The organism is Oceanimonas baumannii, assembly GCF_002245495.1.
GTDB classification, from domain to species: Bacteria; Pseudomonadota; Gammaproteobacteria; order Enterobacterales; family Aeromonadaceae; genus Oceanimonas; species Oceanimonas baumannii.
The window spans coordinates 384,431-408,079 of the sequence record NZ_NQJF01000001.1 but is presented as its reverse complement, the minus strand read 5'-3'; the positions used below and the strand labels follow the sequence as shown (position 1 = coordinate 408,079).

Here is a 23,649-nt window from a genome sequence, read left to right as displayed (position 1 = left end):
CATTCTTCCATACCCTGAAGGGTGAATTAATTAAAGAAAACCGCTTTTATGGTGAGATGCATCTGCGGGATAAACTGGCCGGATACATCCAGCATTTTTATAATCGATTTCGACTGCACTCAAGTCTGAATTATATGAGCCCAGTTGAATATGAAGCCCTGGTGGCGTAGTTGAAGAGTGTGTCCGATTTATCGGGGGAAGATCAACAAATAACAGTTGGCTTTGCTCCTGCGTCGCGATTTTAGCCAACAATTATTTACCTCTGAATGGGGCGTTAAATGCCAAGGAGAGTCATGGATAAGCCGCACCAAAGAATAGGCGCAACGTCAAATGCTCATGTAGGTAGAGATTTTGAATTGGCCGCACAAAAGTTCTTTGCCAGCGAGGGGCTTGCTCTTGAGCTTAATATAAAAATCCCTGTTGGTATCGGTGAAATCAAGAAAGACCACGCATTTGATTTGGGCTGCCTAAAAGAAAAAGTACTAGTTGAGTGTAAGTCGCACAAATGGACTGCGCCAAATGACAATGTACCAAGTGCTAAGCTAACCGTTTGGAATGAGGCTATGTACTATTTTTTAGCCACCCCTACGAGTTATCGAAAAATAATGTTTGTACTTCGTGATTATAGTGATAAGCGTAAAGAAACATTAGCGGGATACTATATTCGTACTTATAGCCATTTGATTCCAGAAGGTGTCGAGCTGTGGGAGTACGACGAATCAACAATGTCAGCAGTGCAGTTGGCATTTAACAAGTTTAGCCAGCAGGACGCGCAAAAAGCCGCGCGCCTTTGCTAAAAGCGTTATGCACAAAAAATACTCAAGGTAAATTATGGAACATATTGATTGGGGTGACTTTCAAAAAGTAGATATCCGCGTTGGAACCATTGTTTATGTCGAAGACTTCCCAGAGGCTCGTCGGCCTGCTTACAAATTAAAGGTGGATTTCGGGCAAGAGATCGGTATTAAAAAGTCTAGTGCTCAGATCACTGCTCTATATGCAAAAGAAGAACTTCTTGGCAAGCAGGTGCTAGCAGTAGTAAATTTCCCACCAAAACAAATTGGCCCCATTATGTCTGAGTGTTTAGTCACGGGTCTGCATCGTCCAGATGGTTCTGTAGTTCTATCAACAGTTGATATGGAGCTACCCAATGGAACACGGCTGGCATAACAAGGAAATGTTGTCGGATTTGGATCTCACCCGCTTTAACGGACACACCTCGATAACGCAGAGAGGTGAGCCATGCCAGCTTACAAAACGGGAAAGCGAACCCAGCAGTACAGCAACGACTTCAAGATAAAAGCTGTCCTCTGGAGCTATGAAGAGCACCGGAGTGTGAAGGAAGTGGCCGAAGCACTGGACATCCATCCCTTCATGTTGTCTCGTTGGCGCAAAGAGTATCGAGAAGGAAAATTCGGCATGACAAAACACCGTAAGACCCCGGCGCCCGAAGGCAAGCTGCAAGAGCAGGATGAGCTGAAGCGTCTGAAACGGCGGGTCGCCGAGCTTGAGATGGAGAACGATATCCTAAAAAAGTGGCAACGTTTCCAAGCGGAGGAACGGCGCAAAAGTACCGATTCATAAAGCATCATCAGGCATCACTGCCGGTCAGGCAGCTTTGTGCCAGGCTTCAGGTGTCGCGCAGCGGTTACTACGATTGGCTCAAGCGGCAGCCAAGCCAGCGGCGACAACAGGATGACGTACTATTGCTTGATATCCATCGTATTCACGCGGCTTCAAAGTCACGTTATGGCAGCCCCAAAGTTCACAGAGCCCTTCGTCAGGAAGGCATTCGTGTTGGGGTTAAACGGGTAGCAAGATTGATGCGGGAAGCCGGACTCAAGGCCAGGGTGGAGTGTGTTTATCGCCGCATGCATAAGCGCCGGGCAGAGCTAAAGGTACTCCCCAATTACCGGCTTGAGGAAAGCAAGCCAACGGGGCCGAATCAGCAATGGTCAAGTGATGTCACTTACATCCGCCTGGGCCGCCGGCACGTCTTTCTGGCGGTGATCGTCGATCTGTGGTCACTCGAATCGTTGAGAAAGCAGGTGGATTATTACATCCGGTATTTTTATAACAGGGTGCGGCTGCACAGTAGTCTCGACTATGTATCTCCGATACAGTACGAAAAAGCCGCTTAACAACAACGTGTCCGTTTTATCGGGTGAACACCACCACTAAAGCGTCGGCTGATTGAGGCGTTAGGCCTTCATTTTCAAACTATGCAAATTTTGATTGATTTAGCAAATAAAGCCCTAAATACGAACAAAACTTTACCGTTTTCTGTTTATCGTTCTATTGAAGAGCAGCACATGTTGAATGTTCCGGTGATTAAACCATTGCTAATAGTGGTTTTGTCTGGAATTAAAAGGCTGGGTTCCGAAGGCGAATTACTATGCCCATCGGGTAGCTTTGTTTTTCTGTCAAACAAACCAACTATTGCCATGAGAAATATTCCGAGCGATTCGGAGTATTTTGCTTTACTCATCGAATTTGAATATTCTGATTTTGAATGTCTTGAATACAGAAACTTTGAGACGAATACGTATTTTCAAGGAACAATAGAACCAACACTCGAATATACTTTGAAGCAGTTTGTAGAATGGTCGGAATTTGCGCCTCCTCAATTGTGGCATGTCCGTCGTAAGGAGATTCTACAAGTAATGGACGCATTGGGCTTTGAACAGGTAAGGTCCATAATGAGACCTCCTACTTTAAGTCACAAAATCTTCACCATTATCACTTCAGATCTAGCGAACGATCTAGATGCTGGGGCCATTTCGTCAATGCTCGCAATGAGCGAGTCGACTTTGCGTAGAAAGTTAAATGCAGAGGGTGATAAGTTTCAGGACATTAAGGATAGAGCAAAGCTAGGGTATGGTTTACACCTGGTTCAAACAAGTGCTAACCCAATTGGTCGCATTGCAGAACTATGCGGGTACTCATCCCAGTCTCGTTTTACGGATAAGTTTAAGCAGCTTTTTAATACTACACCTACCGAGTTAAGAAAAACGAGGATAAACGGATCGGGCGAATGAATGATTGTTTTGGGGGTAGTTCGAATTTCTGATGGAACGTATGATAAGCACTCTTATCAATCGGAGGTTCAAATGAAAAAGTCGAATAATAAATTGGCGATCTTATTCTCCTCATTGTTTCTATCAACGGCTTCGATGGCAGATGATTTCTCGCTAAACAGTACACAAATAGCGCATGGCGAGTTCATGGACAAACCGCAGGAATTCGAGGGGTTCGGATGTAGTGGAGGTAATAAATCTCCGCAGCTTTCATGGAGCAACGTGCCAAAAGACACAGTGGCTTTTGCAATTACCGTTTATGATCCTGACGCTCCAACGGGAAGTGGCTGGTGGCATTGGCAAATTGTCAATATTCCGTCAAATGTGACAAGCCTACCTGCAGGTTCAGGTGATCAGAGCAATAAACTAGCCCCCAAAGGAAGTCGTCAAATTAACAACGACTATGGTTTTCCAGGTTTTAGCGGTGCTTGCCCTCCTGAAGGACATGGCGTACATAGATATCAATTTACTGTGCATGCTTTATCCAAAATACTAGATCTACCTGAAAACGCTTCAGGTGCCTTAACTGGGTATATGATTAATGCGCACTCTTTGGGGTCAGCTTCCATTGAGGCGTTGTATAAACGTTGATGGCCTAACAAAAGATGCTGCAACAAAAACGCAGCCTACACCGGATTCGTTTACGCTCGCCGTTTAGCGGGGCGCTGGAGGACCCCCTTATAATTCGGTCATTCCCATCGTATGAGCCAGGCGAGTCAATTCCAACCTAGCCCACTGCAGCATCTGTTCTGTAACGCGATAGTCTGGCCGCTTTCGGATCTCTTACCGAGCCGGACCGATGACAGCACGGCCCTGTGTCGAATGGTGTTGGCTTGAAAGTGGCGCTGCCAACTCGCCTGCTGAGCAGCCAAACCGAACCACCACAGGCTAACCGTTCGCGATGAAAGTGCGTATTCCCCAGCAGACGATTAAGCCGCTTTTTATGTATTTCCGGGCACTGTTGTGCCAGTAATTCTTGTAGGATATGAACATCGCGCATCCTGTACTCTCCTCATAGGGGCGTTGAGAACTAATGTGTTTTTGGCGAAATTCATTAGAACAAACGGCAGGGTGCGCGTCTATCTCTATGATTCATAAGAGAATTATGAGGGGGGCGCTAGGCTCAAGCGTTAAAAGTCTCAGATACACTGGAGGTATTTTGAACGGTCCGAGTCCTGAAGATAAAGAGCCTGTGAAGGGGTTTCCCCAAGTGGGATATTTGAAGAACTACATTTCTTCGGAAAATATCATTGTTGGTGATTATACCTACAACGATGACCCTGAAGGTCCGGCACGATTTGAGAGCAACGTGCTTTATCACTTTCCATTTATAGGCGATAAGCTCCTAATAGGCAGGTTTTGCGCCATCGCTAAAGACGTAAAGTTCATCATGAATGGTGCTAACCATAAAATTTCTGGCTTTTCTACATACCCGTTTCAAATATTTGGTCATGGCTGGGAGAAGGTCATGCCCAAAGAAGGAGAACTACCCTATAAAGGCGACACAGAAATTGGGAATGATGTTTGGATTGGCTATGAAGCGACAATTATGCCGGGAGTCAAGGTTGGTCATGGATCCATCATCGCGAGTAAGTCTGTCGTGACGGCAGATGTTCCGGCATACAGTGTTGTTGGTGGCAATCCTGCCAAAATCATTAAATACCGGTTTGATGGCAATACCATTAATGAGCTGTTAGAGATAGCCTGGTGGGATTGGAGTGCAGAGAAGATTACAGAACATCTAGAAGCAATCGTTGGTTGTGACCTTGCTGCACTTAGAAAAGTTAAATTAATAGAAAATGATTAGACTATGAGAAAAGAATTAAGAGCTCGAATAATTGAAGTCTGTGATAGGAAAATAGCGGCCAAAGGTGAAGATGTTGGCTTGTCGTTTTACGCATTCTTTAAGAACAAAAATGACAACCCTGATGAGCTTATGGAGGCCGCGACATGGTGGATAAAAACACATGAGCTGGATCATTTTGTTAAGGCCAGGAAGGTAAAGGAAATGGTTCAAAAAGGACTGTGAACGACATGTGAAAATGCAGGTGCGTGACTCTCGCTCATTTTAACAGATACCTCAGTCAAACTAAGGCAGGGGTAGAAGTACTGGCGTGCAAGACACTTGAAATTACTTTTTATTATGAAAGTGAAGGGAGTTAATGAATAAAAAAGAGCAGGTTAAATGGCTTAAAACCCAGAAGAAAGGTTTTTTCAGGCACGTTCTGAGCTATGGGTTGGCATTTTGTGTACCTCTTATTTTTGGTGGTGCCTTTGTACAGCATGGCTTCTATCTGGATTTGTCACCTTTCACATCCTGGCGGGTTTATTTAATGACCATGCTGGGGGCGGTGTTTATTGCAGGTTGGGACTGGCTGATCAAAACCCGGCAATATAAAAAGCACAAGGAAAAGCTGGCTCATAAAGCTCTGTCATAGCAAAGTGAACTGATATCAGGAGGAGTGGTGATAAGGTATCTCTTAATCGCAATTGCGGTTTTTTCTTTTTCAGCTGCAGCCGAAGAGGATGCGGTTGATTGTGATAAGGCAGTCAGTACACTTGAAATAAACCAATGTGCAGCCATTGAGCTGGGCATGGCACAGTCCGAGATGAACAGGTACCTGGCAGCCAGTGTTAAAAATAAGTCATATGATCCTGAGCTAATCGCCACGGTAAAAGTCGCCCAGAAAAACTGGGAAAGCTATATGTCATCGCATTGTGATTCTGTTTATACGCAATGGCGGGAAGGCACCATTCGTGTGGTGAAGTCTATCTTATGTGAAACGAAGCTGACCAGGCAAAGGACCCATGAAATCTGGTCCAACTTTTTAACCTATATGGACAGCACGCCACCGGTGTTGCCGGAGCCGGTGACAGAGTAACGCATTCTCTACATCTATCATCCGGTGCTGAGTACTGGCTCACCGTTTTATGGTGCAATGGCCCGGATTGGGCATGGTATGGCTGCACACCGGCAGCCACATTGTTCAGAGCTGCCATTTGCATATGGCAGCTCTGTTTCCGGTTCACACGGGGCGTGGAGGTTCTGCGGGCGTCAGCAGTTGCAGGTAGCGGCCCGGGTTATATCGGCTGCACAGCAGCAGTGCCACGCCATACATCACCGCCAGTGCCAGCCAGGCCGCGCTGAAGCTGCCGAGCTGATCGCGCACATTTCCCATCATTAATGGTGTCACCGCCGCCAGGCTGTAGCCATATCCCTGTACCTTGCCAATTAATGAGCCCGCCTGCCGGGCATCCGGGTGATGGTCCATGGTGACGATCATGACCATGGGAAACTGGCCGCCAATGCCCAGTCCCAGCAAGGTCAGTGGCAGCAGGACGGAAGTCGCCTGCGGAAAAGCGGCCAGCCAGATAAACCCGAATACAGACAGCAGCAGCACGCTGAACAATACCCGTCTGCGATCCTTACTGCCCGCCGCCCAGGCCGGAAACAGCAGCCCGGCAATCACTTCCACGGCCGTCAGATAGCCCAGCAATAATCCGGATTGAGTGCTGCTGTAACCAAGGTCCATCAGAAAAGGGGGCAGCCAGGCCAGCACGCAGACGTAACCGGCAGCAGCCATGCTGAAGGTGGCAATCAATGAGAGCAGCCGGCTCCGGTGCAGGCGCTGAACCGACGTCTGTGTTGCCAGCGGTGAAGAGAATGACATTGTGTGCCGGGACGACCAGCGTGCCCAGGCAACAGCGGCAATCATGGCCGGCAGCGCCCAGAAGGCCAGCGCGGAGCGCCATCCTGCCAGCCACTGTGCCAGGTAGGGGGTCAGGCCGGCAGCCAGTGCGGCACCGGCCATAATGGCACTGACGTAAAAGCCCATTACCCTCGCACTGTCGTGGGTAGCAGACTTGATCACAATAGGCAGGGTGGTCTGAATAACCGCAATGCCCGAGCCAGACAGCAGTGCCGTGAACAGCAGTGCCGCAGCATTCAGGCTGCCGGCATCCATCAGGCGCAGCAGGTTCGCCAGCAGTAATAACACCAAGGCACCGTGGATCAGACGCGGCAGGCTGATATAGCGCCGCAGCCACAGGGTAATAAAGCAGCCGATCCCCATGGCCAGCACCGGCAACAGCGTCAGCCAGGCAACGCCACTGAAACTCAGCCCGGTATCCTGCTGCAACTGGGTGACCACCGGGCCAATGGCCGCCAGTGCGGGGCGAAGATTAACACCGATCAGCAAGCAGATAATGACAAGACTGAACGATGACGGCGTGTTTTCCGGAGTATGAGGGGGAATGTGCTGTGACATAAATATGCTTCTCAATGATAAAACCGGCGGCTATCATAAAACCTCAACTTAACTTGAGGTCAAGGCCATATGCCTGCACCCGTTGCTGCCGGTAAAACGGCGTTGAGTGTCGGAGAAGTTGCCCGGCGTTGCGATATTCCGGTATCGACCGTGCATTTTTATGAGGCCGAGGGGCTGATCCGCAGCGGGCGTAACAAGGCCAATCACCGTCGTTACAGCCGGCATGTACTGCGCCGTATTGCGGTGATCAAGGTGGCCCAGCGCACTGGCATTCCACTCCGTGAAATCCGGCAGGCACTGGCGGTATTACCAGAGGACGGCGCGCCAACGGCGCTTCAGTGGCGTGCCATGTCGCGCCAGTGGCAGGCGTTGCTGCAACAGAAAATTGCCGATCTTCATTTACTGCAACAGCAACTGGACAGCTGTATTGGCTGCGGTTGTTTGTCGTTGTCTGACTGTCCGTTACGCAACCCGGGCGACTGTCTGGCGGACGGCAAAGCCTCCGGGCACGGCGGCACCGGTATGGCTGGCATTTAAGTGGTGCTTCCTTGTAACATAAAGTAACACGTTAAAAATAAAGAGAATGCCGCCAACATCATGTCTACTTTTCTTTCCGGTTTTGCCCTCAGTTTTTCACTGATCCTGGCCATTGGCTCGCAAAATGCCTTTGTGCTGAAACAGGGCATTAAGCGTCATCATGTGTTTGTGGTCTGTGCGGTCTGTGCCCTGTCCGATGCGCTGCTTATCTCTTTTGGTGTGGCGGGGTTCGGGGCCATCGTAACGCAGTTTCCGGTGATTGAGACGCTGGCCCGTTACGGGGGAGCGGCTTTTCTGGCGGTGTATGCTTTTTTGAGTTTTAAATCGGCGTTCAGTGCCAGCCATGCCATGACTGCAGCGGGTGATTCTCAGCAGTCTGTGCTGAAAACCGTGGCCATTTGTCTGGCATTTACCTGGCTTAACCCTCATGTATATCTGGATACGGTGGTGCTGCTGGGCTCGATCTCCACGCAATATCATCCGGATCAGGGGCTGTTTGCTGCCGGGGCTGTCTGTGCTTCATTCGTGTTCTTTTTCAGTCTGGGCTACGGAGCCAGAGTGCTGGCACCGGTCTTTCAGCGGCCTCAGGCCTGGAAGGTGCTGGAGTTTGTGGTGGGGCTCATGATGACGACCATTGCCGTAACACTGGTCGTGGGCGCATAAAAATAAAGGCCCCGGTAAAACGGGGCCTGAATAGTGCAAAGCGGCTTGGGCAGCCTGCTGCCAGCCCGGGCTTACTTCATTTCCACTTCAATCAGCACAATGTCTTCATCGCTGTTGTTCAGCACATTGTGCTCTACTCCCACCGGGCGGTAATAGCATTCACCGGCACGCATCTCAACGGCCCTGGGGCCTTCGCCGGTATCGATATGCAGTACACAATTCTGCATCGGCACAATCACATAATCACGCTCATGGCGGTGCCACTGACTTTCACCACCGGCAGGGAACAGCAGGTGGTTCACACAGGTGCGCTCGTTATCAATTTGCTGGGTAATCTGCAAAACCGGACGTTCAGACATTGGCTCTTCCTTTCGTATTAACGGGCCAGCAGGAGCAGCGCTTGTCAGCGCTGCTGATAGTCCTGCACGGCCTTGATAATGCCGTCAGCGTCCAGGCCCAGTCTGGCCCAGATCTGCTGCTGGCTTCCTTGCTCTACAAAGTAATCGGGCAGGCCGAGGTTCAGCACCGGCACCGGTTTTTTATGGCGCATCAGGCACTCAAGCACCGCCGAGCCGGCTCCGCCCATGATGGCGTTTTCTTCCACCGTCACCAGCAGGTCATGGCTGGCCACCAGTTCCAGCAGCAGGGTTTCGTCCAGCGGTTTTACAAAACGCATATCGACCAGAGTGGCACCCAGTGCTTCGGCGGCGGCTTCCGCTGCCGGTAGCAGGGTACCGAAGTTCAGCAGGGCTATCTTACTGCCCTGGCGCAGTTGCCGGCCTTTGCCGATTTCCAGCGCCGTCATGGTGTCGTTAATTTCGGTACCCCGGCCGCTGCCGCGAGGGTAACGCACGGCAGCGGGGCCGGTATGCATATAGCCGGTGTAGAGCATTTGCCGGCACTCGTTTTCATCCGCCGGTGTCATGATCACCATGTTGGGCACGGTGCGCATATAGCTTAAGTCATAGGCACCCTGGTGCGTGGGGCCATCGGCACCGACAATGCCGGCGCGATCGATGGCAAACAGTACATCCAGATTCTGCAGGGCCACATCGTGGATCAGCTGATCATAGGCCCGCTGCAAAAAGGTGGAGTAAATGGCCACAACCGGCTTTTTGCCTTCAATGGCCATGCCTGCGGCCAGGGTAACGGCATGCTGCTCGGCAATGGCCACATCAAAGTAGCGCTGGGGAAACTCGCGGGAAAAGCGCACCAGACCGGAACCTTCCCGCATGGCCGGCGTAATGGCCATCAGCTTGTTGCACTGTTTGGCCATGTCGCACAGCCAGTTACCGAAAATGGCAGAAAAGTTGGGACTGGATGGCGGGCTTTTGGGCAGGCTGGTGGTCGCCGAATCAAACCGGGGAACAGCGTGGTAGCCAATGGGATCCTGCTCTGCGGGCAGGTAGCCTTTACCCTTGCGGGTCATTACATGCAGCAGTTGCGGGCCCTTTAGCTTGCGCATGTTGCGCAGGGTATCGGTAAGGGCGCTGATGTCGTGGCCGTCGATGGGGCCAACGTAATTAAAGCCGAACTCTTCAAACAGGGTGCCGGGTACCACCATGCCTTTCAGGTGCTCTTCGGTACGCTTGGCCAGCTCTTTCAGCGGCGGCAGTATTTCCAGCGCCTTTTTGCCCCCTTCCCGCAGGGTGCTGTAAAGCGAACCGGACATAATGCGGGCCAGGTGGTTGTTCAGCGCTCCCACATTCTCGGAAATGGACATTTCGTTGTCGTTCAGCACCACCAGCATATCCTTATGCAGGTCGCCGGCATGGTTAAGGGCTTCAAAGGCCATGCCCGCAGTGATGGCACCATCGCCGATCACGGCCACTACCTTGCGGTTTTTTTGCTCCTGGTCGGCTGCAATGGCCATACCCAGCGCGGCACCGATACTGGTGCTGGAGTGCCCGACCGACAGGGTGTCGTATTCGCTTTCTTCGCGCCAGGGAAAAGGATGCAGACCGTCAAGCTGGCGGATGCTGGACATGCGGTCACGCCGGCCGGTGAGTATCTTGTGGGGATAGGCCTGATGGCCCACATCCCATATCAGACGATCGAACGGGGTGTTAAACACATAGTGCAGCGCCACTGTCAGCTCCACCACGCCCAGGCCCGAGGCCAGGTGGCCGCTGCTGCGGCTCACCGAGTGCAGCAAGTAGGATCTCAGCTCCTCACAGAGCGCCGGCAGGCGCTCCTGAGGCAGGCTACGCAGCTCTTCCGGCAGGTTTGCCAGGGCAAGAGTGGGGTAATCGGCAATATTCAGACTCATAGGCTTATCGTTATTTAGTATTCGCGCTGCACGATATAGTGGGCGAACGCTTCCAGAGTGTCGGTATTGTAAGAAAGGCCGCTCAGGGCGGCGAGGGCGTCTTGATGCAGGCGGTCGGCCAGTTCCCGGGCACCGTGCAGGCCCAGCAGGGCAGGGTAGGTGCTTTTTTGTTGCTCCAGATCCTTGCCCTGGGTTTTGCCCAGGGTCTCAGTGCTGGCGGTAATGTCGAGAATATCGTCCTGCACCTGAAACGCCAGGCCAATGGCCTCGGCATAACGGCTGAGCGCAGCCAGTTCTGTGGTCTGGATGGTGGGAGAGCACAGTGCGCCCATGCGCACGGCGGCACGGATCAGTGCACCGGTTTTGTGCCGGTGAATGGTTTCCAGCGTGGCGGCTTCTACCTGCCGGCCTTCATGATAAATATCCAGCGCCTGGCCACCGCACATGCCGCCATAGCCGCTGGCAAATGCCAGTTCCCGCACCAGTTGCAGTTTACGTTCGGCGGGCAGGCTGCCGGCAGCGTCGCTCAGCAGTTCAAACGCCAGGGTTTGCAGAGCATCTCCGGCCAGAATGGCGGTGGCTTCGTCAAAGGCCTTGTGTACGGTCGGCCGTCCCCGGCGAAGATCATCATCGTCCATGGCCGGCAGATCGTCGTGGATCAGCGAATAGGCATGAATGCATTCAATGGCAGCGGCAGCGGCATCGGTGGCGGCAGAGTCAGCATTGCCGGTCAGGCCGGCGGTGACGTATACCAGCATGGGGCGTACCCGTTTACCCCCCTGGGTAAGGCCGTATTCCATGGCATCGCGCAGACCGGGGGAAAGGGGAGCAAGCCGTGCCAGTGCCTGCTGCAGGGCGGCGTCAATGCGCTCACCATATTGTTGTTGCCACTGGCTGATCACGCTTCGTTCTCCGCCGGGGTGAAATCGGCCAGGGTATCGCCGTCTTTCATCAGAATTTTTACCTGCTGTTCGGCCTGGTTCAGCCGCTGCTGGCCGGCACGCACCAGCTGTACGCCCCGTTCAAATGATTTAAGCGCCTGCTCCAGGCTCAGCTCGCCCTGCTCCAGCTGATCCACCAGGCCTTCCAGTTCGGCGAGAGCGCTTTCAAAGTCCATGTTTTCCGGTTTTTTGGCAGCCACGGGCATCCCCTGTTCAATCACTTGCAAAATTGGGCCAATAGTAACACCGCTGTTCAGATTTTGGCGAAGGATTAGCAACTTTCAGTAATGGAAGTGCTTTGTCGTTAAATATTTTTGCCTGGTGCCGATAACAACACCGGCGACAATCATCACCGCAACGGGGTAAGATTGAGTCGTTTTTGCCTGCACTAATACAAGAGGACTCCCATTTTGGATTTGGCAACACTCATTGGACTGATTGGCGGACTGGCCTTTATCGCCATGGCAATGGTTTTGGGAGGCAGCATCACCATGTACGTGGATGTGCCGTCCATCTTCATTGTGTTTGTGGGCTCGCTGTTTGTCGTCATGATGAAGTTTAATCTGGGTCAGTTTCTCGGTGCCGCCAAGGTGGCCGGCAAGGCGTTTATGTTCAAGCTGGAGAAGCCTGAAGATCTGATCGAGCGCGTGGTTCAGCTGGCCGATGCGGCCCGCAAGGGGGGCTTTCTGGCGCTGGAAGAAGCCGAGATTACCAACCCCTTTCTGCAAAAAGCCGTCAATATGCTGGTGGATGGTCACGATCAGGCGGTGGTAAAGGCCGCCCTGGAAAAAGATATTGACCTTAACTCCGAGCGTCAGGAGCAGGGTGCCAAAATTTTTCGCGCCCTGGGAGATGTGGCACCGGCCATGGGCATGATCGGGACCTTGATTGGCCTGGTGGCCATGCTGGCCAATATGGATGACCCCAAGGCCATTGGTCCGGCCATGGCCATTGCCCTGCTGACCACCCTTTATGGTGCCATGCTGGCCAACATGATCGCATTGCCCATTGCCGACAAACTGGACTTACGTTCGGAAGAGGAACGGCTAAACCGGACCCTGATTATGGATGCGGTGCTGGGTATTCAGGATGGCCAGAACCCTCGCGTGCTGCAGGGGCTGCTTGAGAATTATCTGGCAGAGAACAAGCGCACCAAGGAGGAGTAGTGGCCAAAAAGAACAAGCCACAACCGGCGGGGGCTCCTGCCTGGATGGCCACCTTTGCGGATCTGGCCACCATCTTAATGAGCTTTTTTGTGCTGTTGCTGGCGTTTGCCGAAATGGACGTGCTTAAGTTCAAGCAGATTGCCGGCAGTATGAAATACGCCTTCGGGGTTCAGAACCAGATTGAAGTGTCGGACATACCCAAGGGCACTTCGGTCATTGCGCTCGAGTTTCGGCCCGGGCAACCAGAGCCTACCCCTATTAATACCATCATGCAGCACACGACCGACTCTACCCTGGCTGAGCTCGATTTTCAGCCCGGCGAGTCGGACCGGGCCTCGGGTCAGGGCCGGGAAGACGGCAATATGAGCGGCAGCCAGCAGCCTGAGCAGACCAGTGCCGAAGCCATCAGTCTGGCTCAGGCCATGGCCGAGGAGCTGAGCAGTGCCATTGAGCAGGATGCGATTGAAATTGAGGCGCTGGGCCAGCAGGTGGTGATCCGCATTCGTGAAAATGCCTCTTTCCCTGCCGGCTCGGCGTTTTTGCAGCCCAAGTTCTGGCCGGTGATCCGGCAGATTGGCACCCTGGTGAAAGACGTACCCGGTGAGATCCTGGTATCGGGGCACTCCGATGATATTGGCAGCGGTTATGAGTTGTTCAGTTCCAACTGGGAGCTGTCTACCCAGCGGGCATTGGCCGTGGCGGATCAGCTCAGACGCACCGAAGGGTTTGACGACAGTCGCATGGTGGTGATGGGACTGGCCGACACCAGGCCCCTGGCGACCAACGATACGCCTGAACATCGTCGCCTTAACCGGCGGGTGGAGATCACCATTTCCCAGGGTAAGCCCGTTTATACCGAACCGGTTGAAGCGGTGCCGCCCAACGCGCCCTGATCTGCTTTTCTTTTAACCATCAGCCCGGCACGTGTATAATGCCGGGCTTTCTTTTTTATGTGTTGTCCGAGCGTACCGAAATTATGAAATTTATTATCAAGCTTCATCCTGAAATGACCATCAAGAGCAAGTCGGTGCGCCAGCGCATGAGCAAGATCCTCTCGGGCAATATTCGTAATACCCTCAAGCCACTGGATGAAACCATCAAGGTGCGGGTGGACTGGGACAAAATGGTCGTGCGCAGCAACAATCATGACGACGCCAGCCGTCAGCTGCTGATTGAGGCTCTTGGCTGCATCCCGGGCATTCAGTCATTTCTGGAAGTGGTGGAGTTCAAGGTCAGCTCCCTTGACGATATTCTTGAGCACACTCAGGCCATGTTCGGCGACAAGCTGGCGGGCAAAACGTTTTGTGTGCGTGCCAAGCGTCGGGGCAAGCAGGAGTTCAGTTCGCTGGATGTAGAGCGCTATGTGGGCGGTGGCATTAACCAGCGTTGTGAGACTGGCGGGGTCAAACTCAAGCAGCCCGATGTGCAGATCAACCTGGAGCTGGACGACGACCGGCTTTATCTGGTGAGCAAGCAGCATGGCGGCATGGGCGGTTACCCCATTGCTACTCAGGAGAGCGTGCTCAGCCTGATGTCGGGCGGCTACGACTCGGGGGTTTCGTCTTACCAGTTCATTAAACGGGGCAGCCGGGTTCATTACTGCTTTTTTAATCTGGGTGGCCGCGAGCACGAGGCCGGCGTGCGCGAAGTGGTGCATTTTTTGTGGAAAAAATACGGTGCCTCGCACCGGGTCAAGTTTATCTCCGTGCCCTTTGAGGGGGTGGTGGCGGAGATCCTTGAGAAGATCGACAAAGGCCACATGGGCGTGGTGCTCAAGCGCATGATGATGCGTGCCGGTGCCGCCGTGGCCGAACGCCTGGCCATAAATGCCCTGGTTACCGGTGAATCCATGGGACAGGTCTCGAGCCAGACCGTGACCAACCTTAACGTGATCGACCGGGTGACCGACACCCTGATCCTGCGGCCGTTAATTGCTACCGATAAGCAGGATATCATCGATCAGGCGCGGGCCATTGGCACCGCTTCCTATGCAGAGAAAATGCCGGAATATTGCGGCGTGATTTCGCAAAAGCCCACCATCAAGGCGGTGCTGAGCAAGGTTGAGGAAGAAGAAGCCAACTTCGACTTTGATGTGCTCAACACGGCGGTGCAGGCCTCCTTTGTGGAAGATGTGCGTGATCTGGGCAAGGTATGGGAGGTACCGGAGGTGGAAGTGAGCGAACAGGTCACTGAACAAGAGGTGATCCTCGATATCCGTGCGCCGGAAGAGGAAGAGCAGTCTCCGCTGGAGGTGGACGGTCATCAGGTGGTTCACCTGCCGTTTTTCCGCCTGGCTCACCAGTTTGGTGAACTGGACCAGAATAAAACCTATCTGCTGTATTGCGCCCGTGGCGTGATGAGCCGGCTGCAGGCCATTCACCTGAAAGAGCAGGGCTTTGACAACGTGAAGGTGTATAAGCCTTAATCCTGAGTGTCCGTCGGAGGAAGGCCATTCCTGCTCAGGAAGGGCCCCTGCAGAGGAACAGTATTCTCGAAAAGGTACGTCATTCCCGAAAAGGTGTGTCACTCCCGCGCAGGCGGGAGTCCATATGGCTTGCAGCACTAATGCCAGGGGCAGTGCACCACACCCTGGATGTCCGCCTGCGCGGACATGACGGATGGTAGTCAGGTTCGCTCACCCGCCCTGCTTTTTTACTTCGTTATACAATTGCTGGCATACCGGCACAGGCAGATCACCGGCGTGCTTCAGCAGATATCCGGTGATGTAGTCAATTTCGGTGGGCCGGCCATGGGCCAGATCCTGATGCATGGAAGAATAGTTGGTGGCGGTCAGCTCAATAACGCTGTTCAGCCGCCGCTGGTATTGCTCCGGGGTGTCGCTTTCCCCAAGCCGGCTCAGCACTCTGTGCACTTCTTCACCGAGTGTGGCCAGTACATCGGCAAAGCGGGGCTCGGCCAGCTGGCCGTTACGAATATGATGACAGGCGGTCAGCGGGTTGATCACCGCATTAATGGCGAGTTTTCGGTGCTGCAGTGAGAGTATGTCCTCACTCCACCCGGCATGTCCCAGCGCCGCACTCAGTGGAGCAAGCAGGTGAGAAAATGCCTTGCCCTGTTCATTGAGCGGCCCCAGCCAGGTTTCTCCCTTGCCGGTATGGCGAATTTGCCAGGGGCCCTCGCGCAGTGCGCCATGGCTGGTAACGCCTGCCAGTAAAGGATTATGAGGCAGCAGGCTGGCGACTTGTTCGGCAACGCCCATGCCGTTATGCAGCAAGATCACCGGCACATGCCGGGGCAGGTTGTGCAGGCTTTTAAGGGCGGGCAGCACCTGATAGGCCTTGGTCATCACCAGCAGGCACTCAGTCGCTGCAGCCTGGTCGGCAAAGCGGTAGTGAGGGCTTACCAGCCGGCGGCGTTCATTAAGAGCAATAAACTCAAAGGCTGGATTAAAGTGCCGGCGGTGGCGCTCGCTTAATATCAGCGACACCGGCCTTTGCTGTTCGTTCAGCAGTGCCGCAAAGGTGCAGCCCAAAGCGCCAGCTCCCAGAATGGTCCACTCACGCATCATTATCTCCCTGATTTTTGATATTATCCTGCGTTATTGATCCCATACGTTAGCCGTGAACCGCAGCCGTTGCCAGTGGTTTCGGCACCAACTCAAGGAGCTTTCATGCCCTCTTTTGACATTGTTTCCGAAGTGGAAATGAACGAAGTACGAAACGCCGTTGAAAACGCCAATCGCGAGTTGACCACCCGCTATGATTTTCGTGGTGTGGAAGCCAGTTTTGAACTGAATGACAACAAGGTAAAGCTGGCGGCTGATGCAGAGCTGCAGCTGCAGCAAATGCGGGACATGCTGCGGGGCGCCCTGATCAAGCGGGGCATAGACGTGCGCGTGCTGGATGCGGGCAGCATTGTTCGTTCGGGCAAACGGCATGTGCAGGAAATGAGCTTTCTTCAAGGCATTGATACTGCACTGGCCAAAAAACTGGTAAAGAAAATTAAGGACAGCAAAATCAAGGTGCAGGCGTCCATTCAGGGTGAACAACTGCGGGTAACCGGTAAAAAGCGGGATGACCTGCAACAGGTAATTGCCTTTCTGCGTGCCGAAGAGCAGGAGCAACCGCTGCAGTTCAACAACTTCCGGGATTAAACCAGGCTCCTCGGCCGCCTGCACTGGACCCCCGTCCCACTACCCGTCATGCCCGGGCAGGCGGGCATCCAGAGCATGGTGCACGGTTTCAGAAACCATATTGATGCTGCAGGCAGGCATGGACCTCCGCCTTCGCGGGGCGTCCCTTCGTAGGTGACGTTCCTGCGCGGGAGTCACGATTCGTTTTCTGGGGCTTACAACTTGCCCGGTACTCGCCGGGTAACCATGGCGATCAGCACCAGCACAGGCAGGCCGATGGCGGCGGTGCCCGTGAAGAAGACGGCATATCCCATACTGTCCACAGCCAGGCCCGAGAAGCCGGCCATAAACTTGGGCAGCAGCAGCATCACCGAGCTGAACAGGGCGTACTGGGTGGCGGAAAAGGCGACGTTGGTCAGGCTCGACAAATAGGTGACAAAGGCGGCGGTGGCAATGCCGGCACTCAGGTTATCCAGCGAGATAATGACCGTCAGCAAACGTACATCCGGTCCCATCTGGCTCATGAGGGCAAACAACAGGTTGGTGCCGGCGGTGAGCAGGGCACCCAGCATCAGAATGCGTAATGTGCCGAAGCGTCCTACCAGTACGCCCCCCAGGGCGGCACCGGCCAGGGTCATAATTACGCCATACACTTTGGTGACAGTGGCTATTTCGGTTTTGGAAAAGCCCATGTCCACGTAGAAGGGGTTAGCCATGACCCCCATCACCACATCGGCAATCCGGTAGCTGGCGATCAGCCCTAATATCAGCAGGGCATTCCAGCCATACCGCCGGAAAAAGTCCGCAAAGGGCGATACCACAGCGCTTTTCCCAAAGGCGGCCAGCCCAGCCAGCCAGCGGGGCCAGCCGTGGCTGATCAGTTGCTGTTTGTGTTCATGCTGAACGCGTTGCTGTTCGCTCAGATCCACGTTGGGCTCATGCAGCAGTAAACAGGTTATCACACCCACCACCATGCAGCCCGCCATGGCCAGATAGGCAATACGCCAGCCACCCATGTCGTATCCGGTATCCGAGCCGGCCCAGGCTGCAATGGCCAGGGCACCGGCACCGGCCATGATCATCGCCAGCCGGTAGCCGGTCATGTAGGCGGCAGCCAGGGCACCCTGCAGACGCTCAGGTGCCGACTCAATGCGATAGGCGTCGATGACGATATCCTGGGTAGCGGAGGCAAAAGCCACAGCCAGGGCGAACAGTGCCAGCTGGGTGAGGTTAGCGGTGGGATCGGACACAGCCATGCCCGCCAGCGCCGCCATGATAACCAGCTGGGAAAACAGCATCCAGCTGCGCCGCCGTCCCATTAACCGGGACAGCAGCGGCAACGGCATGCGATCTACCAGTGGCGACCACAGCCATTTCACGCCATAGGCCAGCGCCACCCAGCTGAAAAAACCAATGCTGGTCCGGCTGACCCCGGCTTCCCGCAGCCAGAACGACAGAGTGCCAAATACCAGCAGCAGTGGCAGCCCGGAAGAAAACCCCAGTGCCAGCATAACCAGTACCCGTCGCTCGGTGTAGAGCGACAGGCTTTGCTGCCACTTCATGGATTGAACACGAATGGATCAGTCCTCCGGCAGGCGGCGGACCTGCTCCAGGATAATGGGCGTTTCGGGTACGTCCCGGGCTCGCAGTTGCAGGCTCATACCAGTGGGTACCAGGGACATGCGTTCAAGTACCTCTTCCCCTTTTACCACTTTGCCGAACACGGTGTAACCGGCACGGCGGCCGCCGTCCAGTGAGGTGTTGTTACCCAGATTAATGTAAAACTGACGGGTGGCGCTGTGGGGATCCTGAGTGCGGGCCATGGCAATGGTGCCAGCGGCGTTCGACAGGCCGTTGCCCGACTCGTTCTGTACCGGATCATAGGTGGGCAGGCGTTCATAATCGCTATCAAAACCACCTCCCTGTACCACAAAGCCCGGGATCAGCCGGTGGAACAGGGTGCCTTTATAGCTGCCATCATCGACATAACGTAAAAAATTGGCCACGGTTTTGGGCGCGGCTTCTTCATTCAGTTCTATTTCCAGGTTGCCCAGGCTGGTAACCAGTTCAACTTTAGGGCCGGCAAGGGCCGAGGTAGCAGACAGCAGGCCTGCCAGCAGTAATAACACGTTTTTCATTCGTTCTTTTCCGTTAGTTATCCGACCGTATGGTGTCAGTTGCCGTGAATAAAGCTCTGTACGTCACGATCGGCGAGAATGTCCTGTACCATCAGCCCCAGCTGGCGATCCAATGCATCAGTTACTTTGTCCAGCTCCGGATGCAGGCGGCCGGGGAACTCCTGCTGGGCGCTGCGGCGATATTGTTTGGTAATGCGCTGACCGTCCCGTTCCAGCACCAGTTCTACCCGCACCTTTTGTACTACGTCATAGCTGATATGGCCACGGATAACCCGGGACAGCACTTCCTGCAGCTCCAGGGTAGCCCGGGTAGAGGCACCTTGCTCGATAAAGGCACCCTGGGTGCTAAAACCCTGTGCCAGGGCCTGCTCCAGCTGCAGGCTGAGGTTGTTGGCTGCACCTACTACCACCGGCGATTTGTCTTTCTGTTCAATCTGAATAATGAAATCATTGCTGCGCTTGTCCGCGCTCGACAGTGCCAGGGTCTGGCCGCGATAGATGCCGGCGTCAGCGTTTGCCGGTGTCGGATTGACATTGACCGCGATGGGGTAATAGCTGGCGCAGGCAGTCAGGCCCAGAGCCAGTAAGGGAATGGTCAACCATTTGATGCGATTCATGAATAGTTCCTTCAGGCGGTGCGAATGGCGTTCAGAATAACGAATTTGCGGTTGGATGCCACTACTCGCTGATTGCCGAATAGTCGTTTGAGCTTCTGGTGGTAGTCGAGATGACGGTTGCCCACCAGCAGCAGTTCACCACCCCGGCGCAGCACCCGGCGGGCATCGGTCATCATTTGCCAGGCAATATGATCGGTAATGGCTTGCTGCTGATGAAAGGGCGGGTTGCACAGCACCAGATCGGCACTGTCCGGACCCATACCATCGAGGCAGTTATTGACCATAAAGCGGGCGCGGTCCATGGCATCGGGCAGGTTTTGCTCCACATTGAGCCGGGCACTGGCCACCGCCATATGGGATTCATCCACAAAGGTCACGGTGGCTTCAGGGTTGCGCACCAGAGCCATCAGCCCGAGCACGCCATTACCGCAGCCGAGATCAATGATCCGGCCCGGATGACTGGCGGGCAGGTGCTCCAGCATAAAGCGGGCACCAATATCCAGGCTGGCGCGGGAGAATACACTGGCGTGGTTATTAATGGTGAAGTCGCTGCCTTCCAGCCGCCAGCTCAGGGGAGCGGGAGCGGGCGAGGGGGCAATAGCGGCATCCCGCTGTGCGAAGATCAGGCGGGCTTTTTTCCAGGCCAGACTGGTGCGGGTGGGACCGAGATATTGCTCAAACAGTTTGAGGGTGGAGCTGTGCACGTCCCGGACCTTGGCACCGGCCATAATCAGGGTGCCCGGGCCCGCTACCCGGCTGATGGCAGCGAGCTGGTGCTCCAGCATGGCATTGGTTTTAGGCAGTTTTATCAGAATAAGGCCGGGAGCGGCAGGCAGTTCATCCAGGCTGGTGAGCAGCGTCCAGTCAGGCTCAAGCCCGTTGCCGGCGGCGTTGTCAGCCAAGGCCAGGCCGGCGATGCATGAGTCGGTTACCGTATAAGGGCGGTATTGGTGCAGGCCAAGCGTGAGGGCACCAAAGGCATCGTTGAGAATTACCAGAGGAGCGCTCCGGTCCCATTCCAGAGCGGCCAGCTCGTTCATGATATATTCGTCTGCAGCCTCCCAGGCCTGCAGGCCGTGGCGGGCCTGACGGGGATAACGGTGCAGCTCGAGCTCGCCGCCGCCGGGCAGAGGAAAGTGATGATTCATGAGGTCACGCCTGATAAGTGCAAAGGGCGGCATTTTAGCAGCTTGGAGGGGAAAATCAGCATGCAGCTATGGTCATCGCCTGAGTGGCTCACGTTGAATCAGGGGTGCCTGTTATGGTGGCCGGATGCCTTTGCCGGTGAGGCGGATTACTGGCTGGCACAGTTAAGCCGCGATATCCCCTGGCAGCAGCACCGGCTGACGATGTTTGGCCGGGAAGTGAACGAGCCCCGCTTGTCCTGCTGGATGGGGGAGTGGGCTTATCGCTATTCCGGCCGGGAGCGCGCTCCCGTCCCCTGGCACCCGCTGGTAAAAGCCATGGCGGAGCGCCTTGAGTCGATCTGTGGTCAGCCCTTTGATGGAGTGCTGCTTAATCTCTATCGCAATGGCAACGACAGCATGGGCTGGCATGCGGACGACGAGCCGGAGCTGGGGCGGAATCCGACGATCGCCTCGGTGAGCCTGGGAGCGACCCGGCGGTTTTTGTTACGGCATCACAGCGGTGAACAGCAGGAGCTGTGGCTGGAGCACGGCAGTTTGCTGGTGATGGCCGGAGAAATGCAGCATCATTGGCGGCACGCTCTGCCTAAAATGGTCCGGACACAAGGTGTGCGTATCAACCTCACATTCCGGCGATCTGCTCGCCAGGCGTGAAAGGGGCCGCTGTCCGGTCCTGTTATCTGTTCTGAACACTCGGGAGATTATTATGTCGGTACAAGACATCATTGAGCAAAAAGTAAAACAGGCGTTGTCACCAGAGCATCTGGAAGTGATTAACGAGAGCTATATGCACCGGGTTGAGCCCGGCTCTGAGACCCATTTTAAGCTGGTGGTGGTGAGCGAAGCCTTTGAAGGGCAGCGGCTGCTGGCCCGTCATCGTACGCTTAACAGCCTGCTGGCCGAGGAGCTCGCCGGTGGTGTACATGCCCTGGCGTTGCATACGCTGACCCCGGCCGAATGGCGTGAGCGCGGTGGCGTGCCGGCCAGTCCTAATTGCATGGGCAAGGCAGGCGTTTCGGTATAGGTGACTGTTATTTGCAATGAGCAAATTTGTTAATCAGTCAAGCGTGTCTGGAAACTGCTTCCATTTTAGCCCTTCATGCGACTAAAGCATGATTCCGCCTTGAAAATCATGGCCTTATTTTTGCTTGGTGAATAATTGCACAAGCCGGTTTAACTGACTGCGGCGGTAATTTTTAGCAATTGCCATGGCAGCCGTTGTCGTAAAAGTGCTAGAATTACGCGCCTTTTAAATCGGGCTGGATGTTACCGGAGTGTAGTCGTGCTGTTGTCAGGGCGATGCCAACATGCCGGTAGCGACTCATCAGCATGTTGTCATGTATTTCATGGCAAGTACCTGTCTTCCCCTAACAAGTAGTGCAAGTGAGTATGATTACAATTAAAAAAGGACTGGACCTCCCAATTGCCGGGGCACCAGAGCAAGTAATCTACGATGGTCCCTCCATCAAGCGCGTCGCTACGCTGGGCGAGGAGTATGTGGGTATGCGCCCTACCATGCACGTCAAGGTAGAGGATCGCGTCAAAAAAGGTCAGGTTCTGTTTGAAGACAAAAAGAACCCTGGCGTTAAATTCACAGCTCCTGCCGCCGGTACCGTGGTCGAAATCAACCGTGGTGCCAAGCGCGTATTGCAGTCCGTCGTGATTGCTGTTGATGACAGCGAAGAGCAGATTACTTTTAAAAGCTACAACTCTGCCGAACTGGCCAAACTGGAACGTGAAACTGTGCAGCAGCAGCTGGTTGAATCCGGCATGTGGACTGCGCTCAGAACCCGCCCTTACAGCAAGGTGCCGGCGCTGGACTCCACCCCGCGCTCCATCTTCGTTACCGCCATGGATACCAACCCGCTCAGTGCCAATGCCGAGCTGGTCATTAAGGAAAATGCTCAGGCATTTACCGATGGTCTGCAGCTGCTGTGCCGCCTGACTGACGGTCAGGTACACGTGTGCAAGGGTGAAGGCAGCCTGCCTCAAGCCTCTGCCGCCAGCGTGAAAGAGCATGTGTTCAGTGGCGTGCACCCGGCCGGTTTGCCCGGTACCCACATTCACTTTATTGATCCTGTCGTACCTGGCAAGGTCGTCTGGTATATCAATTACCAGGATGTGATTGCCTTCGGTAAGCTGTTCACCACCGGTGAACTGTGTACCGATCGCGTGGTGGCGCTGGGTGGCCCTGTGGTGAACAAGCCCCGTCTGCTGCGTACTCGCATCGGCGCTTCTCTGGAAGAGCTGACCAGTGGTGAACTGCAGGATGGTGAAAACCGTGTTATTTCCGGTTCGGTACTGTCCGGCGTCACCGCCAATGGTCCTCATGCCTACCTGGGTCGCTACCACCTGCAGGTCTCTGTGCTGAAAGAAGGCCGTGAAAAGGAATTTATGGGCTGGTTGTCTCCGGGTTCCAACAAGTTCTCGGTAACCCGCGCTTACCTGGGACACCTGGCCAAAGGCAAGTTGTTTGACCTGACCACCACGACTAACGGCTCTTCCCGTGCCATGGTGCCGATCGGTAACTATGAGCGCATTATGCCGCTGGATATTCTGCCAACCCTGTTGCTGCGTGATCTGCTGTCCGGTGATACCGACAGCGCCCAGAGCCTGGGCTGCCTGGAGCTGGATGAAGAAGATCTGGCGCTGTGCACCTATGTTTGCCCTGGCAAATACGATTACGGCCAGGTGTTGCGTGAGTGCCTGACCAAGATTGAGCTGGAGGGCTAATA

Annotated in this window: 30 protein-coding genes; 20 read left to right on the top strand and 10 right to left on the bottom strand. The window is 54.4% G+C overall.

Translation table 11 applies throughout. The annotated features are described in order from the left end of the window. The 11 genes from B6S09_RS02045 to B6S09_RS01995 form a co-directional block, all read left to right on the top strand. The coding region (locus B6S09_RS02045) for an IS3 family transposase (protein WP_141201983.1) at nucleotides 1-170 on the top strand (170 nt) is incomplete at its 5' end. Nucleotides 171-293: 123 nt separating this feature from the next. After that, nucleotides 294-797 (top strand): hypothetical protein, encoded by a 504-nt coding sequence (locus tag B6S09_RS02040; RefSeq protein ID WP_094276821.1) that lies wholly within the window; start codon nucleotides 294-296, stop codon nucleotides 795-797. 34 nt (nucleotides 798-831) lie between these two features. Further along, nucleotides 832-1,170, top strand: coding sequence for a tRNA-binding protein (locus tag B6S09_RS02035; RefSeq protein WP_094276820.1), 339 nt, complete (start codon nucleotides 832-834; stop codon nucleotides 1,168-1,170). 72 nt (nucleotides 1,171-1,242) lie between these two features. Next, nucleotides 1,243-1,584 carry a transposase gene (locus tag B6S09_RS02030; RefSeq protein ID WP_094276819.1) on the top strand — a complete coding sequence of 114 codons (342 nt, stop codon included), beginning with the start codon at nucleotides 1,243-1,245 and terminating at the stop codon, nucleotides 1,582-1,584. Beyond that, complete coding sequence (locus B6S09_RS02025; protein ID WP_094276818.1) at nucleotides 1,536-2,141, top strand: IS3 family transposase; 606 nt, start codon at nucleotides 1,536-1,538, stop codon at nucleotides 2,139-2,141. The genes B6S09_RS02030 and B6S09_RS02025 overlap by 49 nt, the downstream gene beginning before the upstream one ends. 81 nt (nucleotides 2,142-2,222) lie before the next feature. Next, the gene (locus B6S09_RS02020) at nucleotides 2,223-3,038 is read left to right on the top strand and encodes a helix-turn-helix transcriptional regulator (protein ID WP_094276817.1); all 816 of its coding nucleotides are present in this window, start codon (nucleotides 2,223-2,225) and stop codon (nucleotides 3,036-3,038) included. Between the two features lie 72 nt (nucleotides 3,039-3,110). Then, nucleotides 3,111-3,668 (top strand): YbhB/YbcL family Raf kinase inhibitor-like protein, encoded by a 558-nt coding sequence (locus B6S09_RS02015; protein WP_094276842.1) that lies wholly within the window; start codon nucleotides 3,111-3,113, stop codon nucleotides 3,666-3,668. A gap of 568 nt (nucleotides 3,669-4,236) precedes the next feature. Next, nucleotides 4,237-4,884 (top strand): Vat family streptogramin A O-acetyltransferase, encoded by a 648-nt coding sequence (locus B6S09_RS02010; protein ID WP_243832743.1) that lies wholly within the window; start codon nucleotides 4,237-4,239, stop codon nucleotides 4,882-4,884. 3 nt (nucleotides 4,885-4,887) lie between these two features. Further along, on the top strand, nucleotides 4,888-5,106 hold the full coding sequence (locus B6S09_RS02005) for a DUF6500 family protein (RefSeq protein ID WP_094276816.1): 219 nt from the start codon (nucleotides 4,888-4,890) through the stop codon (nucleotides 5,104-5,106). Between the two features lie 133 nt (nucleotides 5,107-5,239). Further along, complete coding sequence (locus B6S09_RS02000) at nucleotides 5,240-5,515, top strand: hypothetical protein (protein WP_094276815.1); 276 nt, start codon at nucleotides 5,240-5,242, stop codon at nucleotides 5,513-5,515. Between the two features lie 27 nt (nucleotides 5,516-5,542). Then, a complete protein-coding gene (locus tag B6S09_RS01995; protein WP_094276814.1) occupies nucleotides 5,543-5,959 on the top strand; it encodes a lysozyme inhibitor LprI family protein in 417 nt (138 codons plus the stop codon). A 144-nt stretch (nucleotides 5,960-6,103) separates the two neighbouring features. Here the strand turns inward: B6S09_RS01995 and B6S09_RS01990 are convergent, their stop codons facing one another. After that, complete coding sequence (locus B6S09_RS01990) at nucleotides 6,104-7,345, bottom strand: MFS transporter (RefSeq protein WP_094276813.1); 1,242 nt, start codon at nucleotides 7,343-7,345, stop codon at nucleotides 6,104-6,106. Nucleotides 7,346-7,414: 69 nt separating this feature from the next. On the opposite strand from B6S09_RS01990, the gene soxR reads away from it, so the two are divergent. Next, the gene (gene soxR, locus B6S09_RS01985) at nucleotides 7,415-7,882 is read left to right on the top strand and encodes a redox-sensitive transcriptional activator SoxR (protein WP_094276812.1); all 468 of its coding nucleotides are present in this window, start codon (nucleotides 7,415-7,417) and stop codon (nucleotides 7,880-7,882) included. A 60-nt stretch (nucleotides 7,883-7,942) separates the two neighbouring features. After that, nucleotides 7,943-8,545 (top strand): LysE/ArgO family amino acid transporter, encoded by a 603-nt coding sequence (locus B6S09_RS01980; RefSeq protein ID WP_094276811.1) that lies wholly within the window; start codon nucleotides 7,943-7,945, stop codon nucleotides 8,543-8,545. Nucleotides 8,546-8,616: 71 nt separating this feature from the next. On the opposite strand, the gene B6S09_RS01975 is transcribed toward B6S09_RS01980, so the two are convergent. From B6S09_RS01975 to xseB, 4 genes are read right to left on the bottom strand one after another with little or no spacing between them, the layout of a single operon-like run. After that, nucleotides 8,617-8,904: a cupin domain-containing protein gene (locus tag B6S09_RS01975; protein ID WP_094276810.1), complete on the bottom strand. Its 288-nt coding sequence runs from the start codon at nucleotides 8,902-8,904 to the stop codon at nucleotides 8,617-8,619. A 44-nt stretch (nucleotides 8,905-8,948) separates the two neighbouring features. Then, nucleotides 8,949-10,814, bottom strand: coding sequence for a 1-deoxy-D-xylulose-5-phosphate synthase (gene dxs / locus B6S09_RS01970; protein ID WP_094276809.1), 1,866 nt, complete (start codon nucleotides 10,812-10,814; stop codon nucleotides 8,949-8,951). 14 nt (nucleotides 10,815-10,828) lie between these two features. Next, nucleotides 10,829-11,716, bottom strand: coding sequence for a (2E,6E)-farnesyl diphosphate synthase (gene ispA, locus B6S09_RS01965; RefSeq protein WP_094276808.1), 888 nt, complete (start codon nucleotides 11,714-11,716; stop codon nucleotides 10,829-10,831). Further along, the gene (gene xseB / locus B6S09_RS01960) at nucleotides 11,713-11,955 is read right to left on the bottom strand and encodes an exodeoxyribonuclease VII small subunit (protein WP_166670245.1); all 243 of its coding nucleotides are present in this window, start codon (nucleotides 11,953-11,955) and stop codon (nucleotides 11,713-11,715) included. The genes ispA and xseB overlap by 4 nt, the downstream gene beginning before the upstream one ends. A gap of 210 nt (nucleotides 11,956-12,165) precedes the next feature. Between xseB and pomA the strand changes: the two genes are divergently transcribed. The 3 genes from pomA (at nucleotide 12,166) to thiI (ending at nucleotide 15,346) form a co-directional block, all read left to right on the top strand. Further along, a complete protein-coding gene (gene pomA / locus B6S09_RS01955; protein ID WP_094276806.1) occupies nucleotides 12,166-12,921 on the top strand; it encodes a flagellar motor protein PomA in 756 nt (251 codons plus the stop codon). Continuing rightward, nucleotides 12,921-13,814: a flagellar motor protein MotB gene (locus tag B6S09_RS01950; protein WP_094276805.1), complete on the top strand. Its 894-nt coding sequence runs from the start codon at nucleotides 12,921-12,923 to the stop codon at nucleotides 13,812-13,814. The genes pomA and B6S09_RS01950 overlap by 1 nt, the downstream gene beginning before the upstream one ends. Nucleotides 13,815-13,897: 83 nt before the next feature. Further along, nucleotides 13,898-15,346, top strand: a complete 1,449-nt coding sequence (thiI, locus tag B6S09_RS01945; protein WP_094276840.1) for a tRNA uracil 4-sulfurtransferase ThiI — start codon at nucleotides 13,898-13,900, stop codon at nucleotides 15,344-15,346. 210 nt (nucleotides 15,347-15,556) lie between these two features. Here the strand turns inward: thiI and B6S09_RS01940 are convergent, their stop codons facing one another. Continuing rightward, on the bottom strand, nucleotides 15,557-16,450 hold the full coding sequence (locus tag B6S09_RS01940) for a ketopantoate reductase family protein (protein ID WP_094276804.1): 894 nt from the start codon (nucleotides 16,448-16,450) through the stop codon (nucleotides 15,557-15,559). Between the two features lie 102 nt (nucleotides 16,451-16,552). Between B6S09_RS01940 and B6S09_RS01935 the strand changes: the two genes are divergently transcribed. Then, on the top strand, nucleotides 16,553-17,035 hold the full coding sequence (locus B6S09_RS01935) for a YajQ family cyclic di-GMP-binding protein (protein ID WP_094276803.1): 483 nt from the start codon (nucleotides 16,553-16,555) through the stop codon (nucleotides 17,033-17,035). Between the two features lie 194 nt (nucleotides 17,036-17,229). Here the strand turns inward: B6S09_RS01935 and B6S09_RS01930 are convergent, their stop codons facing one another. From B6S09_RS01930 to B6S09_RS01915, 4 genes are read right to left on the bottom strand one after another with little or no spacing between them, the layout of a single operon-like run. Continuing rightward, nucleotides 17,230-18,576 carry an AmpG family muropeptide MFS transporter gene (locus B6S09_RS01930; RefSeq protein ID WP_094276802.1) on the bottom strand — a complete coding sequence of 449 codons (1,347 nt, stop codon included), beginning with the start codon at nucleotides 18,574-18,576 and terminating at the stop codon, nucleotides 17,230-17,232. An 18-nt stretch (nucleotides 18,577-18,594) separates the two neighbouring features. Next, nucleotides 18,595-19,152 carry a peptidylprolyl isomerase gene (locus B6S09_RS01925; RefSeq protein WP_094276801.1) on the bottom strand — a complete coding sequence of 186 codons (558 nt, stop codon included), beginning with the start codon at nucleotides 19,150-19,152 and terminating at the stop codon, nucleotides 18,595-18,597. Between the two features lie 35 nt (nucleotides 19,153-19,187). Beyond that, nucleotides 19,188-19,769, bottom strand: a complete 582-nt coding sequence (locus B6S09_RS01920) for a YajG family lipoprotein (RefSeq protein WP_094276800.1) — start codon at nucleotides 19,767-19,769, stop codon at nucleotides 19,188-19,190. A gap of 11 nt (nucleotides 19,770-19,780) precedes the next feature. Beyond that, the gene (locus B6S09_RS01915; RefSeq protein WP_094276799.1) at nucleotides 19,781-20,917 is read right to left on the bottom strand and encodes a methyltransferase; all 1,137 of its coding nucleotides are present in this window, start codon (nucleotides 20,915-20,917) and stop codon (nucleotides 19,781-19,783) included. Between the two features lie 60 nt (nucleotides 20,918-20,977). Between B6S09_RS01915 and B6S09_RS01910 the strand changes: the two genes are divergently transcribed. The 3 genes from B6S09_RS01910 to B6S09_RS01900 all read left to right on the top strand — a co-directional run bounded on the left by B6S09_RS01910 (nucleotide 20,978) and on the right by B6S09_RS01900 (nucleotide 23,647). Continuing rightward, nucleotides 20,978-21,568 carry an alpha-ketoglutarate-dependent dioxygenase AlkB family protein gene (locus B6S09_RS01910; RefSeq protein WP_094276839.1) on the top strand — a complete coding sequence of 197 codons (591 nt, stop codon included), beginning with the start codon at nucleotides 20,978-20,980 and terminating at the stop codon, nucleotides 21,566-21,568. Between the two features lie 52 nt (nucleotides 21,569-21,620). Continuing rightward, nucleotides 21,621-21,938, top strand: coding sequence for a BolA family protein (locus B6S09_RS01905; RefSeq protein ID WP_094276798.1), 318 nt, complete (start codon nucleotides 21,621-21,623; stop codon nucleotides 21,936-21,938). Nucleotides 21,939-22,303: 365 nt separating this feature from the next. Further along, on the top strand, nucleotides 22,304-23,647 hold the full coding sequence (locus B6S09_RS01900; RefSeq protein ID WP_094276797.1) for a Na(+)-translocating NADH-quinone reductase subunit A: 1,344 nt from the start codon (nucleotides 22,304-22,306) through the stop codon (nucleotides 23,645-23,647). Nucleotides 23,648-23,649: the final 2 nt, after the last annotated feature.

What these genes read in the sequence shown, in the direction of transcription:
- B6S09_RS02030 (WP_094276819.1), top strand. Translation starts at nt 1,243, where the DNA reads ATGCCAGCTTACAAAACGGGAAAGCGAACCCAGCAGTACAGCAACGAC.
- B6S09_RS01935 (WP_094276803.1), top strand. Translation starts at nt 16,553, where the DNA reads ATGCCCTCTTTTGACATTGTTTCCGAAGTGGAAATGAACGAAGTACGA.
- B6S09_RS01910 (WP_094276839.1), top strand. Translation starts at nt 20,978, where the DNA reads ATGCAGCTATGGTCATCGCCTGAGTGGCTCACGTTGAATCAGGGGTGC.
- B6S09_RS01925 (WP_094276801.1), bottom strand. Translation starts at nt 19,152, where the DNA reads ATGAAAAACGTGTTATTACTGCTGGCAGGCCTGCTGTCTGCTACCTCG.
- soxR (WP_094276812.1), top strand. Translation starts at nt 7,415, where the DNA reads ATGCCTGCACCCGTTGCTGCCGGTAAAACGGCGTTGAGTGTCGGAGAA.
- B6S09_RS01940 (WP_094276804.1), bottom strand. Translation starts at nt 16,450, where the DNA reads ATGATGCGTGAGTGGACCATTCTGGGAGCTGGCGCTTTGGGCTGCACC.
- B6S09_RS02040 (WP_094276821.1), top strand. Translation starts at nt 294, where the DNA reads ATGGATAAGCCGCACCAAAGAATAGGCGCAACGTCAAATGCTCATGTA.
- dxs (WP_094276809.1), bottom strand. Translation starts at nt 10,814, where the DNA reads ATGAGTCTGAATATTGCCGATTACCCCACTCTTGCCCTGGCAAACCTG.
- B6S09_RS01900 (WP_094276797.1), top strand. Translation starts at nt 22,304, where the DNA reads ATGATTACAATTAAAAAAGGACTGGACCTCCCAATTGCCGGGGCACCA.
- B6S09_RS01980 (WP_094276811.1), top strand. Translation starts at nt 7,943, where the DNA reads ATGTCTACTTTTCTTTCCGGTTTTGCCCTCAGTTTTTCACTGATCCTG.
- B6S09_RS02015 (WP_094276842.1), top strand. Translation starts at nt 3,111, where the DNA reads ATGAAAAAGTCGAATAATAAATTGGCGATCTTATTCTCCTCATTGTTT.
- B6S09_RS02020 (WP_094276817.1), top strand. Translation starts at nt 2,223, where the DNA reads ATGCAAATTTTGATTGATTTAGCAAATAAAGCCCTAAATACGAACAAA.
- B6S09_RS01920 (WP_094276800.1), bottom strand. Translation starts at nt 19,769, where the DNA reads ATGAATCGCATCAAATGGTTGACCATTCCCTTACTGGCTCTGGGCCTG.
- B6S09_RS01915 (WP_094276799.1), bottom strand. Translation starts at nt 20,917, where the DNA reads ATGAATCATCACTTTCCTCTGCCCGGCGGCGGCGAGCTCGAGCTGCAC.
- B6S09_RS02005 (WP_094276816.1), top strand. Translation starts at nt 4,888, where the DNA reads ATGAGAAAAGAATTAAGAGCTCGAATAATTGAAGTCTGTGATAGGAAA.
- thiI (WP_094276840.1), top strand. Translation starts at nt 13,898, where the DNA reads ATGAAATTTATTATCAAGCTTCATCCTGAAATGACCATCAAGAGCAAG.
- B6S09_RS01975 (WP_094276810.1), bottom strand. Translation starts at nt 8,904, where the DNA reads ATGTCTGAACGTCCGGTTTTGCAGATTACCCAGCAAATTGATAACGAG.
- B6S09_RS01930 (WP_094276802.1), bottom strand. Translation starts at nt 18,576, where the DNA reads ATGAAGTGGCAGCAAAGCCTGTCGCTCTACACCGAGCGACGGGTACTG.
- B6S09_RS02035 (WP_094276820.1), top strand. Translation starts at nt 832, where the DNA reads ATGGAACATATTGATTGGGGTGACTTTCAAAAAGTAGATATCCGCGTT.
- B6S09_RS01990 (WP_094276813.1), bottom strand. Translation starts at nt 7,345, where the DNA reads ATGTCACAGCACATTCCCCCTCATACTCCGGAAAACACGCCGTCATCG.
- B6S09_RS01905 (WP_094276798.1), top strand. Translation starts at nt 21,621, where the DNA reads ATGTCGGTACAAGACATCATTGAGCAAAAAGTAAAACAGGCGTTGTCA.
- B6S09_RS02000 (WP_094276815.1), top strand. Translation starts at nt 5,240, where the DNA reads ATGAATAAAAAAGAGCAGGTTAAATGGCTTAAAACCCAGAAGAAAGGT.